This window comes from Polaribacter litorisediminis (assembly GCF_019968605.1).
In the GTDB taxonomy this organism is placed as follows: Bacteria; Bacteroidota; Bacteroidia; order Flavobacteriales; family Flavobacteriaceae; genus Polaribacter; species Polaribacter litorisediminis.
In genome coordinates this window covers 1,848,952-1,866,424 of sequence record NZ_CP082966.1, presented here as the reverse complement: position 1 = coordinate 1,866,424, position 17,473 = coordinate 1,848,952, and the positions used below count along the sequence as shown (strand labels likewise).

Annotated in this window: 10 protein-coding genes, 2 tRNA genes and 3 rRNA genes; 11 read left to right on the top strand and 4 right to left on the bottom strand. The window is 35.1% G+C overall.

All coding sequences use genetic code 11. The features are described 5' to 3' along the window. Positions 1 to 47: 47 nt before the first annotated feature. The 4 genes from K8354_RS08030 to sqr all read right to left on the bottom strand — a co-directional run bounded on the left by K8354_RS08030 (position 48) and on the right by sqr (position 2,882). A complete protein-coding gene (locus K8354_RS08030; RefSeq protein ID WP_223447076.1) occupies positions 48 to 710 on the bottom strand; it encodes a hypothetical protein in 663 nt (220 codons plus the stop codon). Positions 711 to 834: 124 nt separating this feature from the next. Then, positions 835 to 1,311, bottom strand: a complete 477-nt coding sequence (locus tag K8354_RS08025; RefSeq protein WP_223447074.1) for a DsrE/DsrF/DrsH-like family protein — start codon at positions 1,309 to 1,311, stop codon at positions 835 to 837. Positions 1,312 to 1,327: 16 nt separating this feature from the next. Then, positions 1,328 to 1,636 carry a TusE/DsrC/DsvC family sulfur relay protein gene (locus K8354_RS08020; RefSeq protein WP_223447072.1) on the bottom strand — a complete coding sequence of 103 codons (309 nt, stop codon included), beginning with the start codon at positions 1,634 to 1,636 and terminating at the stop codon, positions 1,328 to 1,330. Positions 1,637 to 1,646: 10 nt separating this feature from the next. Further along, the gene (gene sqr, locus K8354_RS08015) at positions 1,647 to 2,882 is read right to left on the bottom strand and encodes a type III sulfide quinone reductase, selenoprotein subtype (protein WP_223447070.1); all 1,236 of its coding nucleotides are present in this window, start codon (positions 2,880 to 2,882) and stop codon (positions 1,647 to 1,649) included. A gap of 241 nt (positions 2,883 to 3,123) precedes the next feature. Between sqr and ligA the strand changes: the two genes are divergently transcribed. From ligA to K8354_RS07960, 11 genes are all read left to right on the top strand, one after another. Beyond that, positions 3,124 to 5,124, top strand: coding sequence for an NAD-dependent DNA ligase LigA (gene ligA, locus K8354_RS08010; RefSeq protein WP_223447068.1), 2,001 nt, complete (start codon positions 3,124 to 3,126; stop codon positions 5,122 to 5,124). 96 nt (positions 5,125 to 5,220) lie between these two features. Beyond that, the gene (locus tag K8354_RS08005) at positions 5,221 to 5,961 is read left to right on the top strand and encodes a DUF4294 domain-containing protein (RefSeq protein ID WP_223447066.1); all 741 of its coding nucleotides are present in this window, start codon (positions 5,221 to 5,223) and stop codon (positions 5,959 to 5,961) included. 868 nt (positions 5,962 to 6,829) lie between these two features. Then, positions 6,830 to 8,348, top strand: a 16S ribosomal RNA gene (locus K8354_RS08000). 82 nt (positions 8,349 to 8,430) lie between these two features. Then, positions 8,431 to 8,504, top strand: a tRNA-Ile gene (locus K8354_RS07995). Positions 8,505 to 8,608: 104 nt separating this feature from the next. Continuing rightward, a tRNA-Ala gene (locus K8354_RS07990) sits at positions 8,609 to 8,685 on the top strand. A gap of 231 nt (positions 8,686 to 8,916) precedes the next feature. Beyond that, a 23S ribosomal RNA gene (locus tag K8354_RS07985) occupies positions 8,917 to 11,835 on the top strand. Positions 11,836 to 12,021: 186 nt separating this feature from the next. After that, a 5S ribosomal RNA gene (gene rrf, locus K8354_RS07980) occupies positions 12,022 to 12,131 on the top strand. Together the 16S, 23S and 5S rRNA genes with 2 tRNA genes alongside form the textbook arrangement of a ribosomal RNA operon. A 573-nt stretch (positions 12,132 to 12,704) precedes the next feature. Beyond that, a complete protein-coding gene (locus K8354_RS07975) occupies positions 12,705 to 13,778 on the top strand; it encodes a Fic family protein (protein ID WP_223447064.1) in 1,074 nt (357 codons plus the stop codon). Positions 13,779 to 15,308: 1,530 nt separating this feature from the next. Beyond that, complete coding sequence (locus K8354_RS07970; RefSeq protein WP_223447062.1) at positions 15,309 to 15,893, top strand: hypothetical protein; 585 nt, start codon at positions 15,309 to 15,311, stop codon at positions 15,891 to 15,893. A gap of 148 nt (positions 15,894 to 16,041) precedes the next feature. Next, positions 16,042 to 16,515, top strand: a complete 474-nt coding sequence (locus K8354_RS07965; protein WP_223447060.1) for a hypothetical protein — start codon at positions 16,042 to 16,044, stop codon at positions 16,513 to 16,515. Position 16,516: 1 nt separating this feature from the next. Beyond that, positions 16,517 to 17,473 carry a DUF6175 family protein gene (locus K8354_RS07960; RefSeq protein WP_223447059.1) on the top strand — a complete coding sequence of 319 codons (957 nt, stop codon included), beginning with the start codon at positions 16,517 to 16,519 and terminating at the stop codon, positions 17,471 to 17,473.

The window sequence follows — 17,473 nt, the reverse complement described above, 5'->3', positions numbered from 1 at the left end:
TGAATCAACTTCTTATTGAATTAGGTTTAGATTTTTTAAATCACTATTTAATCCTCTGAAAAAAAATCAATCTCACTATCAAATTCTGGTTTCAAAAATTCATCTTTGCTCATAAAATATTCAGATGTAGTTAATGTATAGCCAATTTCCTTTTTTTCTAAATTCCAAATAATATCATTTGCTTCTTCAAATTGTTCCTCTCCGTCTAATTGCTTTCCAAATAATCGCAGAATTACATTATGACTATCTAAATTTTGAGTAAAACATTTTAACGCAATTTCTTTTGTAATGGTTTCATCAGCATTTTTTTTAGGAAATATTTCGAAGTCTACAATCGTAGCTTTTGTGTTCGGGAATTTTCCATTGAAAGCTTTATACAAAAGCTGATTAACGCAAAATAGTGTTTTGTGTAAACGAATTCTTGGGTACTCTTCAGAAATTTTATCAACCAACATTTCATAAGAAAGGGAATCTATTTGTCCTTCATTTAAATAATCAGATAATTTATAATCCAATACAATTCTGGCGGCTTCGCTTGGGTCTTGATCGGCAATTGCCATAAAAAGCAATTCTCTTAATTCTTTGAGATCGTTTATAGTGTCATTCGCAAAATCAAATCTTCTCAAAAGCTCTTTAAAATCTTCTATGTTCCAAGCATTTTCAAGTTCATCAACTGTAGAAATTTTATGTATTTTAATCGTGTATTTCATTCTTTTAAATCATTTTTGATGTATCTTAAAAGTACAAACTTTAAACACGAAACCATAATTTTTCTTGAAAAAGTTTAATTTTTCTTGAAAAAGGCGAATTTTTAAAGCTCTTTAATGATTTTTTCTAAATAAATAATAGATGTGTATTATCTTGATCTGCCCTCGCATAAAAATCACCAATGGTAATAATATCTTCTACTTCATCAATTAAATCTTCTTTTTTTAGGTGAAACATATCTACTGCTAACTTACAAGCCCAAAGTCTACAACCTGAATCTGAAAGTATTTCAAGAAACTCACCTACAGGAGGCATGTCTAATTTCTCCATTTCTTTTTTCATCATTTTAGTAGCCAGCGCTTCCATTCCTGGTAAACCGCCTAACATAGTTGGTATATGCATTGCTGGGTTCCCCACTGTAGCAACTCTTAAATGCTCTAATTTTTTCTTTTGAATTGCTTCTAAACCAAAGAATGTAAAGAATATTTCTGATTCTATTCCTTCCATTCTTGCTCCATTTGCCATAATAAATGCAGCATATACATTTTCTATGGTTGCTTTTGATAATATGAAAAGCATTTTTCTAACTTTCGTTTTTGCCATGATCTCTATATTTTAATTAAATACAACTTTTAGGTTTTGGTACTCCGGCTATTTTAGTAGATACTTTTAAAGGACCTCCAGGAAATAGCGCATAAAATTGTTTTATATCAATAACGCCACTTTTTTTAATTCCTCTTATAGAAAGAGGTTCGTTGGCCGCCACTTTTTCTTGAATCCAATTAATAACCTCCCAATGTTTGTCTGTCATTTCAATTTCGTGTTCTTTGGCAATTTCTGCACCAATTTCTTTTGTCCATTGAGAAAAGTCTGTTAAATACCCTTCATTGTTTACCTTAAGTTCTACTTGTTTTATTGTTTTTATCATTTTATATAGTTTACTTGTTAATGTTTTTTCCTGAAGTACTCATGTTTCTAGATACAAAGGGAATAGAAATTCCTTTTAATAGCATGTTCCAATAAATCCACCGAAAGGCTAATTTTCCCCAATGATTTAGAATGCTTTCTTTTAAGAGTCGTAATGGACCAATACCTGCAAAAGGAAAAGTACCGGTTACGGGTTCTTGTTCATAATTGAAATCAATCAATAAAGCTTTGTTTTTTCCGGTTTCAATAAAACAATTTGCATGCCCATCAAACTCTTCTTTTAAGGGTTTTCCATTGATATAAAGTAGAATGTTATCGGTTAAGGTTTCTGCCTGAAAATGTGCTACAGAGCCAGCTTTAGAAGCTGGTACATTCGTTGCATCGCCTATTACAAAGATATTTTCATGATCAATAGATTGCAATGTTTTAGGATGTGTAGGTACAAAATTTAAATCATCACCAAGTTCAGAACGTTCCATAACTTCATCACCCATATTTGTAGGTACGGTTACGAGTAAATCATAAGGCACTTCTTGATCTACATAATCTACAATTTTTTTATTTTTAAAATCAACCTTCTCAATGGCAAAGTCTGTGACTAGTTTTATGTTTTTTTCTTCTAATAAATAACCTAAGGCTTTAGAGCTAATTTCTTTCGTAAAAGCACCCGATAAAGGCGTTACATAAGTAATTTCAACTTTATCTCGCATTCCTTTTTTCTCAAAATAAGAGTCCGCTAAAAAGGCAAACTCTAAGGGTGCAACCGGACATTTAATGGGCATTTCAGTGATGTGTACAACCAATTTTCCACCTTTCCAGTCTCTTAATTTATCTCTAAGTGCTAAAGCACCTTCATACGTATAAAAGTCAAAAATAGATTTTTTCCATTCTGTACTCATCATTCCTTCTACTTCATCTGGAGCAATTTTAGATCCAGTTGCAATAATTAAAAGGTCATAAGCTAGTGTTCCATTATCTAGTTCAATTAAATTATTTTCTGCATCAATTTTTTCAATTTTTTGCTGAATATAATTTACACCTTTCGGAATAAATTTTTTTCCAACTTTTTTAACTTGATCTTCATTGTAAATATCAAAAGGTAAAAATAAAAAGCCAGGTTGATAATAATGAGTTTTATATTGATCTACAATGCTAATTTTCCATTCTTTTTTGGGGAGTTTAGAGACCAAATGATTTGCCATCATGGTTCCAGCAGTGCCTGCTCCTAAAATAACTAAATTTTTCATCCTTTATAATTTATATGCCAAATTTAGGTCGTATTTCTATTTTTTTTTATGACAAAAATCATGTATTTGCTGTATGTAACTTATGTTACATAGTGCTTTTGCTATAAATAAAATGGAAACTAATTTTAGGTAAATATTCAATTATTGTTATATTTTTGATGTTGTTCTATAGAAGGCAACTTGCAAGATATTGTCTTGTTTTTGGGAAACCAAAAATGAAATCTTTAAATGAAAAAAAATAATGACTATTCAGCAAAAAATACAACAACTTCGTGATGAATTAAACAAGCATAATTACAATTATTATGTATTAGATAATCCAACGATTTCTGATTTTGATTTTGATGTAAAACTTAAGGAATTAGAAAAGCTAGAGAAAGAGAATCCTGTTTTTTTCGATGCAAATTCGCCAACACAAAGAGTAGGAGGTAGCATTACCAAAAATTTTAAGACGGTTGTACATAAAAATAGAATGTATTCTTTAGTGAATTCCTATTCAAAGGATGATTTATTGGATTGGGAAAAACGGATTCATAAAATGCTAGGAACATCAGAAGTTGAATATACCTGTGAACTTAAATTTGACGGAGCTTCGATTAATTTAACCTATCAGAATGGTCAATTTATAAAAGCGGTTACTAGAGGAGATGGGGTGCAGGGTGATGAGGTAACGAATAATGTAAAAACTATTCGTTCGATTCCTTTAAGTATCAATTCTGATTTTATTCAAGATTTCGAAATGCGAGGAGAAATCATTTTACCTTTATTGGGTTTTAATAAAATGAATGAAGAACGTGTTGAAAATGGAGAAGAAGAATACAGAAACCCTAGAAATACAGCAAGTGGAAGTTTAAAATTACAAGACAGTGCAGAAGTGGCTAAACGTCCTTTAGATTGTTTGTTATATCAAGTATTAACATCAGAAAGAAAATATAAAACACATTTTGAAAGTTTAGAACAAGCAAGAAAAGTAGGGTTTAAAGTTCCTAAAACAATCATGATTGCAAAAACAATGAATGCAGTTTTTGAATTTATAAATTACTGGGATTCTAAACGATATAATTTACCCTATGAAACGGATGGGGTGGTTATAAAAGTAAACAATTTGCAACAGCAAGAAGAATTAGGCTATACGTCAAAAGCGCCACGGTGGGCAATTGCCTATAAGTTTAAGGCAGAACAAGTGTCTACAATTTTAAATGAAATTACTTATCAAGTGGGTAGAACAGGCGCAATTACCCCAGTCGCAAATTTAGAACCCGTGCAATTGTCAGGAACCATAGTAAAACGAGCTTCTTTACACAATGCAGATCAAATTGAAAAGTTAGATGTTAGGGAAAAAGATACTGTTTTTGTCGAAAAAGGAGGAGAAATTATTCCAAAAATTATTGCTGTCGATTTTACAAAACGACCAGAAAACTCGCAGCCTACAATATATGCAACCCATTGCCCTGAATGTAATACTGAATTAGTTAGAACACCAGGTGATGCAAAACATTATTGCCCAAATGAATTTGGATGTGCACCACAAATTACAGGAAGAATTCAGCATTTTATAAGTAGAAAAGCCATGAATATTGATGGTTTAGGTTCGGAAACAGTAGATTTGTTGAGAAAAGAAGGTTTAATAGAAAATTACGCAGATTTATATAATTTATCTGTAGAGCAGGTAATTCCGTTAGACAGAATGGCGTTAAAGTCTGCTCAAAATATGATTTCGGGAATTGAAAAATCAAAAGAAATTCCGTTTGAAAAAGTATTATTTGCGCTCGGAATTCGTTTTGTTGGTGAAACCGTCGCTAAAAAATTAGCAAAACATTTTAAATCCATCGATAAATTAATGACAGCTAAATTTGAAGAATTAATTCAGGTGGATGAAATTGGCGATAGAATAGCACAAAGTATTATCGACTTTTCCTCTAATTTAGGAAACATTCATTTAATCAATCGTTTAAAAATAGCGGGTGTAAAATTAGCAGTTTCTGCCGAAAGTTTAGAAAATCAAACGGATAAATTAAAAGGTCAAGTTTTTGTGGTTTCAGGTGTTTTTCATCAAATGAGTAGAAATGAACTCAAAAAAGCAATCGAAGATAACGGAGGTAAAGTAAGTTCATCCATCTCTAAAAAAACAAATTTTATTGTTGCCGGAGATAATATGGGACCAAGTAAATTAACAAAAGCGCAAGATCTCGGAATTAAAATTATTTCCGAACAAGATTTTATAGATAAGATTAAGGAATAAATGAACTTTGGACTCCTTTTTGCTAAAGATTATGTAGGGTACTCAAAAGAGTTTGAGTAATTATAAAGAATTAAAATATAGCAAAAACATACATATTTGAAAAAACTAGTATACATATATATTATCGGTTTCTCTTTGATAACTTTTTCTCAAAAAAGAGAAATAGATTCTTTACCTACAAATATAGACGAGTATATTTTTGTAAAACCAGGAGATAGCTTAACGATAAAGTTGCAGGGGTTTTCTATACTGCCAAAACAAAAGTTTAAATCGCGAGAAGACCTGATTTATTACCTATGGTTTCGCAAAAAAGTGTTTAAAGCATATCCGTTTGCAATGCTAGCATCACAGAGATTAGATACTTTAAATGCTAGATTAGGTAAGATTCAATCCAAAAGGAAACGAAAAAAGTACACCCTATTAATTCAGAAATATATTGAAGGGGAGTTTACTGATCAAATAAAAAAGATGACCACTACAGAAGGTCGTATTCTTATCAAATTAATTCACCGTCAAACTGGCGAAACTGTTTTTAACAATATCAAAGGTTTAAGAAGTGGCTGGAAAGCTTTTTGGTACAATACAACAGCAAATATGTTTAAACTTTCATTAAAAACGGAATACCATCCAAAAACCATAAATGAAGATTTTTTAATTGAGGATATTTTGCAACGAGCATTTCTAGACGATAAATTAAAAGAACAGAAAACCAAGTTAAAGCTCGACTTTAGTAAAATTATCATTGCTAAAAAAGCACAGATAGACGTTGAAGAATACAAAATAATGTTTGCTAAAATGAGAAAGAAGAAAGATAGAAAATCAGTAAATAAAAATTAATTCTTTTTTTTGGGGGTTCCCACGCAAAAAAGCGTGGTCGGGCTTTCCATTATATCTTTTGTTCGTACCTCACAAAAGGATGTCATTGCAATCCCTAACCCGGTTTTAGGCATTTTAAATCAAGAGTTTTATTTAAAATCTACTCAACGAAGTTTAAAAAAGTAGTGCATAAGAACTTTATAATTAGAATTTCCAATACACTTTAGAGTTAAAAATGAATAAACTTCAAAAAGGTATAAAATTATTTTGATGGATAAAAAGCCTATTTTCAAAGGGTTAAAATCCTTTTAAAAATTAAACACACAAAAAGTTAAAAAAAACAGTTGTTATTGTTAAAACAGGTTGTATATTTGCACCCGCTAACGGAAATAGGGTTGGCGAAGTTCATTGAGATTTGCGTTAGTTATATTGGTTTAATTGAGGTTATTTTATTTTTTAGATGTTAACAAATATTTAAAAAATAATTAAATTTTTATTAGGTTGATATTATAAACTTGTGGTATGTTTGCAGTCCGAAATTTCGGGGGTAAAAAAATTCAAGTTTAGGGTTTAGAAAAAGAATTAAAATTTTATTTATTTTTTCTTGTCAGATTAAAAATAAGTTTTAGATTTGCACCCGCTAACAGAGATAGCAAAAAAGATCAAAAAAGATCAAGAGATTTTGGAAAGGTTTTGCGAGGAGCCAACTAGTTCGATTCTAGTGTTTCTACAAATTAGGATTCATAGTGAGTGTTTATAGCATTCATGCGACTCCCTAAGAGTTCATTGAAAATATTGAAATTGACAGCGTAAACAAAGAGTAGAATAACCATGTTTAAATAATTAGACAAATTCTTTTGAAACTTATTCATTATAATATTAAAAATATACAATGAAGAGTTTGATCCTGGCTCAGGATGAACGCTAGCGGCAGGCTTAACACATGCAAGTCGAGGGGTAACATTGTGCTTGCACAGATGACGACCGGCGCACGGGTGCGTAACGCGTATAGAACCTACCTTTTACAGGGGGATAGCCTTTAGAAATGAAGATTAATATCCCATAGTATTGCGAGATGGCATCATTTTGTAATTAAAGATTTATCGGTAAAAGATGGCTATGCGTCCTATTAGTTAGTTGGTAAGGTAACGGCTTACCAAGACATCGATAGGTAGGGGTCCTGAGAGGGAGATCCCCCACACTGGTACTGAGACACGGACCAGACTCCTACGGGAGGCAGCAGTGAGGAATATTGGGCAATGGAGGCAACTCTGACCCAGCCATGCCGCGTGCAGGAAGACTGCCCTATGGGTTGTAAACTGCTTTTATACAGGAAGAAACACTCGTACGTGTACGAGCTTGACGGTACTGTAAGAATAAGGACCGGCTAACTCCGTGCCAGCAGCCGCGGTAATACGGAGGGTCCGAGCGTTATCCGGAATCATTGGGTTTAAAGGGTCCGCAGGCGGTCGATTAAGTCAGAGGTGAAATCCCATAGCTTAACTATGGAACTGCCTTTGATACTGGTTGACTTGAGTCATATGGAAGTAGATAGAATGTGTAGTGTAGCGGTGAAATGCATAGATATTACACAGAATACCGATTGCGAAGGCAGTCTACTACGTATGTACTGACGCTCATGGACGAAAGCGTGGGGAGCGAACAGGATTAGATACCCTGGTAGTCCACGCCGTAAACGATGGATACTAGTTGTTGGGGTTTACCTCAGTGACTAAGCGAAAGTGATAAGTATCCCACCTGGGGAGTACGGTCGCAAGACTGAAACTCAAAGGAATTGACGGGGGCCCTCCACAAGCGGTGGAGCATGTGGTTTAATTCGATGATACGCGAGGAACCTTACCAGGGCTTAAATGTAGTATGACAGGACTAGAGATAGTTTTTTCTTCGGACATATTACAAGGTGCTGCATGGTTGTCGTCAGCTCGTGCCGTGAGGTGTCAGGTTAAGTCCTATAACGAGCGCAACCCTTATCGTTAGTTGCCAGCATGTAAAGATGGGGACTCTAATGAGACTGCCTACGCAAGTAGTGAGGAAGGTGGGGATGACGTCAAATCATCACGGCCCTTACGTCCTGGGCCACACACGTGCTACAATGGTATGGACAATGAGCAGCCATCTGGCAACAGAGCGCGAATCTATAAACCATATCACAGTTCGGATCGGAGTCTGCAACTCGACTCCGTGAAGCTGGAATCGCTAGTAATCGGATATCAGCCATGATCCGGTGAATACGTTCCCGGGCCTTGTACACACCGCCCGTCAAGCCATGGAAGCTGGGGGTGCCTGAAGTCGGTCACCGCGAGGAGCCGCCTAGGGTAAAACTGGTAACTAGGGCTAAGTCGTAACAAGGTAGCCGTACCGGAAGGTGCGGCTGGAACACCTCCTTTCTAGAGAAAGATGGTGAGTTACAAAAGGGAAATTTTACTCTTTGCTGTTAATTTTAAAAAAACAATATATTTAAGCTATTATAGTCTCGTAGCTCAGCTGGTTAGAGCGCTACACTGATAATGTAGAGGTCGGCAGTTCGAGTCTGCCCGGGACTACAATTTTTTAATATATAAGGAAATTCTAGAAGTGGTTATGCACCCAATTTTAGTCGGCTCACGACTGCAGACTAAAACCTGTTGACTGCCACTAGAAGAAAAAGGGGGGATTAGCTCAGCTGGCTAGAGCGCTTGCCTTGCACGCAAGAGGTCATCGGTTCGACTCCGATATTCTCCACCAGGCAATGCCTGGAGATAAGTTAAATTATTTCCAGTGTATTGTAGGCAGATTGTTGCTGAGAGTTTAAAAACTTGTCAGTGGCGACTCGCCACACAGTTCATTGACATAATGGTAAAATGATATCGTAAGAATCAAAAAGATAGAGAGTTTTGTATAGCGATATACAGAACAATTTTTATAAAGAATAAAAAGAGCTCGTTGTGATGCAGAGATGTATCACGGCAAAAAGTACAATAAGTTAAGTAAGGGCGTATGGCGGATGCCTAGGCTCTCAGAGACGACGAAGGACGTGATAAGCTGCGAAAAGCTACGGGGAGGGGCACATACCTTATAATCCGTAGATATCCGAATGGGGCAACCCGGCATGTTGAAGACATGTCACCTAGCAATAGGGGTAAACCCGGTGAACTGAAACATCTAAGTAACCGGAGGAAGAGAAAACAATAGTGATTCCGTTAGTAGTGGCGAGCGAACGCGGATTAGCCCAAACCAATGCTGTTACGGCAGTATTGGGGTTGTAGGACCACAATATTTGATGCTAAGAGAATTAGAACTGTTTGGAAAGACAGACCATAGAGGGTGATAGTCCCGTAAAAGTAAGCGAAGTTATTGATAGTGGTATCCTGAGTAGTGCGGGACACGAGTAATCCTGTATGAATCCACCGGGACCATCCGGTAAGGCTAAATACTCCTGAGAGACCGATAGTGAACTAGTACCGTGAGGGAAAGGTGAAAAGAACCCTAAGTAAGGGAGTGAAAGAGATCCTGAAACCGTACGCCTACAAGCGGTCGGAGCAACTTCTAGTTGTGACGGCGTGCCTTTTGCATAATGAGCCTACGAGTTACTGTTTCTAGCAAGGTTAAATGTTTCAGACATGGAGCCGTAGCGAAAGCGAGTCTGAATAGGGCGAGATTCATTCATTAGGAATGAAAGCGTATTAATACGTTTAGTTAGTAGTAGTAGACGCGAAACCGAGTGATCTACCCATGGGCAGGTTGAAGCTGTGGTAACACACAGTGGAGGACCGAACCAGTTGACGTTGAAAAGTCTTTGGATGACCTGTGGGTAGGGGTGAAAGGCCAATCAAACTCGGAAATAGCTCGTACTCCCCGAAATGCATTTAGGTGCAGCGTTGAGTAAAAGTTTTATAGAGGTAGAGCTACTGATTGGATGCGGGGGCTTCACCGCCTACCAATTCCTGACAAACTCCGAATGCTATAAAATGTTTCTCAGCAGTGAGGGCATGGGTGCTAAGGTCCATGTCCGAGAGGGAAAGAACCCAGACCATCAGCTAAGGTCCCCAAATATATGTTAAGTTGAAATAACGAGGTGAAATTGCTTAGACAGCTAGGATGTTGGCTTGGAAGCAGCCATTCATTTAAAGAGTGCGTAACAGCTCACTAGTCGAGCGATTTCGCATGGATAATAATCGGGCATAAACATATTACCGAAGCTATGGATTAACGTTTAGATATACGTTAGTGGTAGGGGAGCATTGTAACCTGCGTAGAAGGTGTGCTGTGAGGCATGCTGGAGTGGTTACAAAAGAAAATGTAGGCATAAGTAACGATAATGCGGGCGAGAAACCCGCACACCGAAAGACTAAGGTTTCCTCAGCGATGCTAATCAGCTGAGGGTTAGTCGGGTCCTAAGGCGAATCCGAAGGGAGTAGTCGATGGCTCACAGGTTAATATTCCTGTACTTCTTATAATTGCGATGTGGTGACGGAGTATTGAAAGCACCGCGTACTGACGGAATAGTACGTTGAAGACTGTATTTATAGGATCTGTAGGCAAATCCGCAGATTTTGGAGAAGGTCGATAGTACCATGACTCTTCGGACGATTGGATAGTGTGCCTAAAGGCTTCCAAGAAAACCCACTAAGCTTCAGATTATAAGAACCCGTACCGTAAACCGACACAGGTAGTTGGGATGAGAATTCTAAGGTGCTCGAGAGATTCATGGCTAAGGAACTAGGCAAAATCGACGCGTAACTTCGGGAGAAGCGTCGCCCATCTTCGGATGGGCCGCAGTGAAAAGGTCCAGGCGACTGTTTATCAAAAACACAGGGCTTTGCTAAATTGAAAGATGATGTATAAGGCCTGACACCTGCCCGGTGCTGGAAGGTTAAGTGGAGGGTTTAGCTTCGGCGAAGATCTGAAATGAAGCCCCAGTAAACGGCGGCCGTAACTATAACGGTCCTAAGGTAGCGAAATTCCTTGTCGGGTAAGTTCCGACCTGCACGAATGGTGCAACGATCTGGACACTGTCTCAGCCATGAGCTCGGTGAAATTGTAGTATCGGTGAAGATGCCGATTACCCGCAGCGGGACGAAAAGACCCCGTGAACCTTTACTATAGCTTAGTATTGGCTTTGGATAAGTAATGTGTAGGATAGGTGGGAGACTATGAAGCGGCGTCGCTAGGCGTTGTGGAGTCATCCTTGAAATACCACCCTTTGCTTCTCTAGAGTCTAACTCAGAGATGAGGACAGTGCTTGGTGGGTAGTTTGACTGGGGTGGTCGCCTCCAAAAGAGTAACGGAGGCTTCTAAAGGTACCCTCAGCACGCTTGGTAACCGTGCGTAGAGTGCAATGGCATAAGGGTGCTTGACTGAGAGACATACAGGTCGATCAGGTTGGAAACAAGAGCATAGTGATCCGGTGGTTCCGCATGGAAGGGCCATCGCTCAAAGGATAAAAGGTACTCCGGGGATAACAGGCTGATCTCCCCCAAGAGCTCATATCGACGGGGGGTTTGGCACCTCGATGTCGGCTCGTCACATCCTGGGGCTGGAGAAGGTCCCAAGGGTTGGGCTGTTCGCCCATTAAAGTGGCACGCGAGCTGGGTTCAGAACGTCGTGAGACAGTTCGGTCTCTATCTGCTGTGGGCGTTAGAAATTTGCGTGGATCTGACTCTAGTACGAGAGGACCGAGTTGGACTGACCTCTAGTGTACCAGTTGTTTCGCCAGAAGCATGGCTGGGTAGCTACGTCGGGAAGGGATAAGCGCTGAAAGCATATAAGCGCGAAACCCACCACAAGATGAGATTTCTTTAAAGGGTCGTGGGAGATTACCACGTTGATAGGCTATAGGTGTAAAGGCAGTAATGTCATAGCCAAGTAGTACTAATAACCCATAGACTTATGTACGCTTCTCCCGCCGTAAGGCGGGAGGCAACTCTTTTTTTTACAAGTATTCTGAACTCGTTTCAGTATCGAAAAAAACTTACAATATTATTTTATCATATGTTAATTCATTTGTTATTAAAGAATTTAAGTATTCAATGAGCAAAATATTTAATTATAAATGTTTTACTCTTTTCATAACAGCAAGCTTAGGGTGGTTATAGCATTGGGGCTCACCTCTTCCCATCTCGAACAGAGAAGTTAAGCCCAATAGCGCCGATGGTACTGCATTTTTGTGGGAGAGTAGGTCGCCGCCTTTCTTATCAACTAAACCTCAATTCTAACGAATTGAGGTTTTTTTATGTCATAATTTTAAACGTGAGGAACTTAAATTGGATCAAGTGAAAAAGTTTCTCTAATCTAAACATGAAGAATCCTCAGCCCAATTCATAGCTAATTTTAAAAACTTTTCCTTCTTCATAGTGCATAAAGAAGGTGCTAATCGTAATAGATTCGCTTTTAGTTTGAATGTTTAATTGCATTGAGTTAAACCATTATTAGATGGATGTAATTGCCAAAATTAGGAGGAAATGAGCTTTAAACAGCCTCTTTAAAGCTCAAAGTAAAAATAGATGGATAATAAAATTTATATTTCAATGCCACTATTTGAGTTTTAGAAAAGTCTTCTTTTTACTGTGGTTTTCTGATGAAAGTACGCAGGTGTGGCCAAAATTTTAAAGATTTAAAAAAGAAACAATAATAACAATTCTAGCCATATATAAATAAAACGTGTATCCGGTCGTTGCGCATAATGCGAGACAAAATATCTTACGATTGCCTTATATGTTCTTTTTTTTGTATTTTTGGTACATATACTAAAAACATAAGATTTAATGCACCCTATAAAAAAACTTGATAAGCTACCTCCCAAAAGAGAAAAAGTAGAAACTCTAAAAATATATAGGCAATTAAGTAAATCATCAAAGTCATTAGGAGAACTTAAAGGGATTGCACAAACAATGCCTAACCAAGAAATGCTTATGAACGCTGTAGTTCTTCAGGAAGCAAAAGATAGTTCTGAGATTGAAAATATAATTACAACTCAAGATGAACTTTATAAAGCTTTAGCAACAAAAACAAAACAAGGATCTCAAGTAAAAGAAGTAATTAATTATAGAAGAGCAATATTTTCTGGACAAGACTTACTTAAAAAACAAGGATTCTTACGTTTGAAAGATATTGAATTCTTACAAAAGACTACTATTGAAAATAATGCTGGAATAAGAAGTATGGCAGGAACTGTTTTAAAAAATGATAAAACAGGAGAAGTTGTATATACTCCACCTCAAGAAAAAGATGAGATTTTAGATTTATTAGGAAATTTCCTTGACCATTTTAATATAAAACAAAACGACTTACCTCCTCTTATAAACTTAGCGATATTGCATTATCAATTTGAGAGTATTCATCCTTTTTATGATGGAAATGGAAGAACAGGACGAATACTAAATATTTTATATCTGATACTAAATAAACTTCTTGATATACCTATATTATATTTGAGTTCATATATAAATGAGCACAAATCAGATTATTATAGATTACTAAACAAAGTGAATAAATCCGATGAATGGGAAGAGTACATTATATATATCTTAAAAGCAATAGAAGTAACATCGGATAGAACAATTCAGAAAATAATCGCTATCAATAATTTACTTTCAGAGACAATTGAGATTGTACAAAACAAAGAACCAAAAATATACAGAAAAGAACTCATTGAATTACTTTTTGAACAACCCTATTCTAAAATTGAATACGTAGTAAAAAAACTAAAGGTAGAAAGGAAATCTGCTTCAAGATATCTAAACGGTTTGGAGAAAATTGGAATTTTAAAATCCGAAAAAGTTGGGAGAGAAAATATATATGTAAATAAAAAATTAATAGAAATATTGAAAAAGCACTAAGCAAAATAGCGAAACCTATGACTCGCCGATAGGCTAAAGCTACATGCATTGTTGCCTGATCCATTGAATCGAATAAGGGGGAAAACGACAATTTGGGTTTGGGTTGTACAAGGAGTGTGACTGGGGAAAGGAGAGCGTTTTTAATATTTCTATTGCATACGGATTATTTATGATGCATTTTTAAAATCAATTACATTTAATTTAGATAAAAGGGAACTCTTCAGCTCAATTGACAGCTAATTTGAAAAAATCTTCCTTCTCCACAGTTTCATCAAAAAGTTGCTATTAGTAATCGATTCGATTTTTAGTCTTTTACCCGTAATTTCAAATGATAAGACCATTTATGATTTGAATTTACCGTGAAATAAAATGATGATTTTTTTCTTTTTCGCTTACTTTTTATCAAAAAAAGTACCATCATAAATACGATGTCAATTATTTTTAATCGAAAAGAATTCCTCGATGGGCTGCGTCGGGGTTTCCGTTGAAATTGTCATTTCCGTGAAATTTATGCTCAAATAGATTGGGTAACGGGAATCTAAATAATAGAATTTTGGTTTTCATTGAATTAAAAAATAATTCAATAGGTGCAATTGCCAAAATTAAGAGGAAGTAAACTTTAAACAACCTGTTTAAATCTAAAAATAGAAATAGATGGATAATAAAATTTACATTTCAATGCCACTATTTGAATTTTAGGAACAGCCTTCTTTTTACTGAGGTTTTTCTGATGATTGGACTTAGGTGTGTACAAAATTCTAAAGATTAAAAAAAAATTAGCCAGAATGAGGAAACCCGTAAAGAATATTAAAATATTGCTGGTAATTTTGAAAAAAAATATGGGAATGTATTTGTGTAATGGGCAAGTAAGAAAACCCATTAGTCTAAAGTGCTGTTTATGAGCTTTAAAGTTAAACCAAAAAATCGAATTGATGGGAATGTATTCAAAAACAAAAACATAGGTGCAAAAAGATTTAAAAAAGGAAAATATAATTATTTTTTTGACTGTGAAAAATTTAGGTATAACTCTGATGTGATAATATTTTCTGATTGTTCGTCCTTTTTCTGGCTAGATGTTATATACTATAATTTCTAAATTTTATCATTGGCGATAACTTTTGAAATAATATATTCTGCACATTTATAAAGCAATAGGGCGTTAATTTATGACAAAAATCATATTTTACATTTGTGCAATTAATTATTTTTAATCAAAATAAAAATATGTTAAACTGTACTAGCCTTATAAAATGTGAACATTCAATTATTTGACAATTTAACCTATTAATTAGTAATATTGTATCCTGTAAAATTAGTTATGTTTCATTTTAAAATGAATTAATATTTTTTTAATTTGTTTCCTAATATTTTGTAGGTAAGATTATTATCAAAACAAAGGATAAAATGAAAGTATAAATACAAAACAAAGGCAAGTGCAAAACTGAATATTTAGTAAACAGAAACTATGTAATGCCCATTGAAGATAGCGATAGTTTACATTTTTCTAACTAATAACCTAAACAAAAATCTATGAAAAAAAACATATTATCAATTATCGTAACTGCATTAATGATAATCAGTTGCAATAATCAAGAAAAAAAAACTGATTTACAAATTGAATCGGAAAAATGGCAAAAAGAATTATTATTAAACAGAGAAGTAGGGAAACCTTGTAGAGAAGGTTATGAGTTTCAAAAATGGAGAGAAGAAAATCCCGAAGTTTATTATGGCCTTGAACAAGTTCAATCAGTAGAAACTGATTTCAATTCTGATGGAATTAAAGATGGCCTTTTTTACTTTTCTTCTGAAAATTGCTATGGCGGAACTGGTATGGTTTCTAATTATGCTATGTTAGTTTACTCAAACAATAAACAATTACTAACCAATAAAAATATTACCAGCACTATTGAGAAAAAAATAAAAATTGTTATATATGAGAGCGGCATTTATGATCAATTAACTGTTGTTTTATGGTATACAGATTTTGATAAAAATATTTTTGGAAATTATTTTGTACGAAAATCTGGCGACGCAACTGGTAATCCGAGCTTTAGAGGTAAATTTGAATTTAATCCAATTGATTTTTCAATCAAATTGGAAAATAATAAAGAATAAAATCGTCTTTAAATAAAGTGTTGAGTTAAAAAACCTTCTTTAATATGAACTATTTTGATGGTTTATTTTTTTTCAAACTCTAATAATTAATTTAGGAGTCTAGCAGGCAATTAAGTTGGACCTTCTAATAAATCTAACAAGAAAAATTATGAATAAATTCATCTTACTTTTTTTTAGTTTAATAATATTATCATTCACAACTTATGCACAAAAGCAATTTGCTTATCTGGTTGAATGTGTTTCGGTTGAAAATAGTGGCTCCATAACTATTAAAATATGGAATACAAAGAAGGGTAAAAGATATTCTCAGATACAAGCGCGCAAAGATGCAATTGATGCGATACTTTATTCAGGTGTGCCAGGAAAAAATGGTTGTATAGCACAAAAACCATTACTTTCTGCGCAAAAATCAATTGATGCATTTAGAAAGGTTGAAAATGATTTTTTTTCTAAAAAAGGTGTTTGGAGCAAATATACACGTGAAGCGAATATGGCTAATGTAGTAATCCAACAGACAGGTAACAAAAAATGGAAAGTCTATGAGGTTTCTATTTCGAAAGATTTATTAAGAAAATATCTCGAAGAACAAAAAATTATCAAATCATTAAATAATGGATTTTAATATGAAACAAAAAATTATTTTAACAATTGTGTTTGGAATGTTAGTTTCCTCAGGTTTTTTATTTTCTCAAGCAAAAAAACCAACGCTAATGATTTTACCAAGTGATAACTGGTGTGCACAACGCTATTTTATGACAGAGTTTGACAATCAAGGCACCAAACTAAAAGTGCCTAATTACAAACAAGCCTTTCAAGAAGATACAGAAATTGGTCAAGTAATTTCAAAAATTGGAGGTTTAATGATTGAAAGAGGTTTCCCATTAAAAGATGTTGAACAAGAATTAAAGGCGATAGAACAACGCACTGCTGAAAACAATATGACCAGCAGTTCTTCCTCAGGCGCTGGGCTTTCAGAAAGTCCTTTAGATATGTTAAAAAACAGAGCTAAAGCAGATATTGTTATTCAAATCTGGTGGAAAGTATCAAAAGCAGAACAAGGAAAAGTGGTGTCCTTTGTCTTAGAAGCATTTGATGCCTACACCAATAAAAGGATAGCAGCTTCATCAGGAAACAGTTCGCCAAATAATGCGGACGTTGTACCTGTATTACTTCAAAATGCTATACTCGCAAATATTGATGTATTTGCAAGCCAATTACAAAAGCACTTTGATGATATGTTTGAAAATGGAAGAGAGATTAGATTAACTGTAAGAAAATGGGATACTTGGGAATATGATTTAGAAAGTGAGTTTGAGGGCGAAGAACTGAGAGATTTAATTTATGATTGGCTAACATTAAATACCGTTAAAGGCAAGTTCAATGAAAGTAATTCTTCAGAGAATTTGATATCCTATGAACAAGTTAGAATACCCCTTTTTGATGAAAGAGATAGAGCTATTGATGCTAGGCGATTTACTAGGGACTTACAAAAATATTTAAAAGCAGCACCTTTTAATTTTCAAGTTAAATTAATGACTCGTGGACTTGGTGAAGCAATTCTTGTCTTGGGTGAAAAATAA

Bases quoted from the DNA above. Each gene is read 5' to 3' on its own strand.
- K8354_RS07960 (WP_223447059.1), top strand. From the start codon at position 16,517: ATGAAACAAAAAATTATTTTAACAATTGTGTTTGGAATGTTAGTTTCC.
- K8354_RS08020 (WP_223447072.1), bottom strand. From the start codon at position 1,636: ATGATAAAAACAATAAAACAAGTAGAACTTAAGGTAAACAATGAAGGG.
- ligA (WP_223447068.1), top strand. From the start codon at position 3,124: ATGACTATTCAGCAAAAAATACAACAACTTCGTGATGAATTAAACAAG.
- sqr (WP_223447070.1), bottom strand. From the start codon at position 2,882: ATGAAAAATTTAGTTATTTTAGGAGCAGGCACTGCTGGAACCATGATG.
- K8354_RS07975 (WP_223447064.1), top strand. From the start codon at position 12,705: ATGCACCCTATAAAAAAACTTGATAAGCTACCTCCCAAAAGAGAAAAA.
- K8354_RS07970 (WP_223447062.1), top strand. From the start codon at position 15,309: ATGAAAAAAAACATATTATCAATTATCGTAACTGCATTAATGATAATC.
- K8354_RS07965 (WP_223447060.1), top strand. From the start codon at position 16,042: ATGAATAAATTCATCTTACTTTTTTTTAGTTTAATAATATTATCATTC.
- K8354_RS08025 (WP_223447074.1), bottom strand. From the start codon at position 1,311: ATGGCAAAAACGAAAGTTAGAAAAATGCTTTTCATATTATCAAAAGCA.
- K8354_RS08030 (WP_223447076.1), bottom strand. From the start codon at position 710: ATGAAATACACGATTAAAATACATAAAATTTCTACAGTTGATGAACTT.